Below are 1,783 nucleotides of genomic sequence, written 5' to 3'. Positions count from 1 at the left end.
CTGAACTCCGGCGTGCTCATCACCGGTGGCTCTCAGGTGTTCGCCTTCGGCCTCCAGGTGCTCGACATCCGCGACGAACCCCTCAGCGCGTGTGACTCCGGCGTTGCCATTCAGGCAGGCAAGGCCGCATGGGCGTCAACGGGGACATTCGCCACCAGCGGCGGGCTCATCACGACCGGCTACCAACAAGCCGGGGTGGTGGCCGAGGGCGTCGGGTCCTGGGCCTTGTTGAGCGGGAGTCCGACGATCACGGGCCTGGGCACAGCGGCCCGACAACCCCAGACCGGCGTGCGCATCGCGCATGGTGCGATGGGCACATTCGATGGGACGATCAGCGGCACGATCACCGCCAACACGTGTCGCCCGACGACGTGTGGTGGAGGTAGCGGTGCGGGGGTCGAGATCGTTGACTCCGTGCTGAACTCGGCGTTTGGAGCGCACAACGTCGTCACCAACGCCAACATCAACGGCAACGACATCGCCATCGCGGTGATCTCGCGGACGAGCGTGTCGAACCCCGCCGATGTCCTGGTCGGGCAAAACGACATCCACGACAACGGCACCGCGCTGCTCGTTTCGGACGAGCAACCCACCGATGCGACCGTGCCTGCCGTGTCGGGTCAGCACAACGTCATCGCAGGCAACACCTATGGGGTGCGCAACACCTCCTCTGCGGTTCTGGGCCTTGCCCGGAACTGGTGGGGCGACGCGAGTGGGCCGTCGGACTGGTCGACCGGCACCGGGGACGCGGTGTCGTCCAACGTGCGCTTCTTCCCCTGGACCACCGATGCGGGGTTCAGCGCCACGGCCGCGTGCACGATCACGGGCACGAACGCACCGGAGGTGCTGAACGGGACTTCCGGCAACGACATCATCTGCGGCAAGGGTGGGAACGACACCCTCAACGGCCTGGGCGGCAACGACCTGATCATGGGCGACGGTGGCAACGACATCCTGGTGGGCGGGCCGGGCAACGACGCCATCCTCGGCACCAGCGGGAACGACACCCTCAAGGGGGGTGCGGGGCTCGACTCGCTGCAAGGGGGGGACGGCACCGACACGTGCTCCGACCCCAATCCGTTCCAGTTCGCGACGTGCGAGACCGGGCCTTGACCACGCCGGGCACGGGGGTCAGCCGCGGCGGCTGACTCGCTCGCCTGGTTGCCAGCGATGCTTCCTGCCGTACCTCAGTGGGCCGGAATGGCGGGTGAGCGGCTGGTGTCCGGCGTATCTACGTCTTGCGGGAAACCGGGGAACGCGATTGTTTCGGACTCAGATCGATGCCGAGCGAGTCAGCGTGCTCTTCTCCAACAGGCAACTGCTCGGTGAGTCGCTCTGTTGGTTCGCCTACCTTTTTCCGCCTGATGGCCTTGGCCCATCGCCGGACTCCGTTGCGTGCGTCTCTCAGACCTGCGCGCGCCGCGGTGCGGATCCGTCGAGCGGCCGCCCGGTTTCGCCTCCACTGTGAGAACGCGCTCGCCCTGCCACGGGCGGCGGCTCCGCGAAGTCGAGAGGACGCCACGCCGGTCACGTCGCGCATTGACTCCATCGCTGTCTTCCACCTTTGGCGAGCCTGGCGCCCGATCACAGCCAGTGGACGGAAGATCCATCGAAGCAAGTCGGCGAGCGAAGTCGCGACGGACTTCCCGCCTGCAGCCAATAGGCGAGCGAGACCACGGACGACCAGCGCTGCAGCGACGAACGGCGCGCCTACGAGCCCAACGATCATCGAACCGACGCGACGTAGGTGCCGACTAGCAGCGCGCGCCGCCGCAAAAAGCTC

General features: G+C 67.1%; 1 protein-coding gene. It reads left to right on the top strand.

Annotated features, from left to right (window positions below):
- Positions 1–1,113: calcium-binding protein (locus E6G06_22405; GenBank protein TML84757.1), on the top strand; the 1,113-nt coding region annotated here is incomplete at its 5' end.
- Between the last annotated feature and the right edge of the window lie 670 nt (positions 1,114–1,783).

It is taken from the genome of Actinomycetota bacterium (assembly GCA_005888325.1).
Taxonomy (GTDB): Bacteria; Actinomycetota; Acidimicrobiia; order Acidimicrobiales; family AC-14; genus AC-14.
The sequence above is the reverse complement of the archived record's forward strand: the minus strand, read 5'-3'. Positions and strand labels throughout refer to the sequence as shown.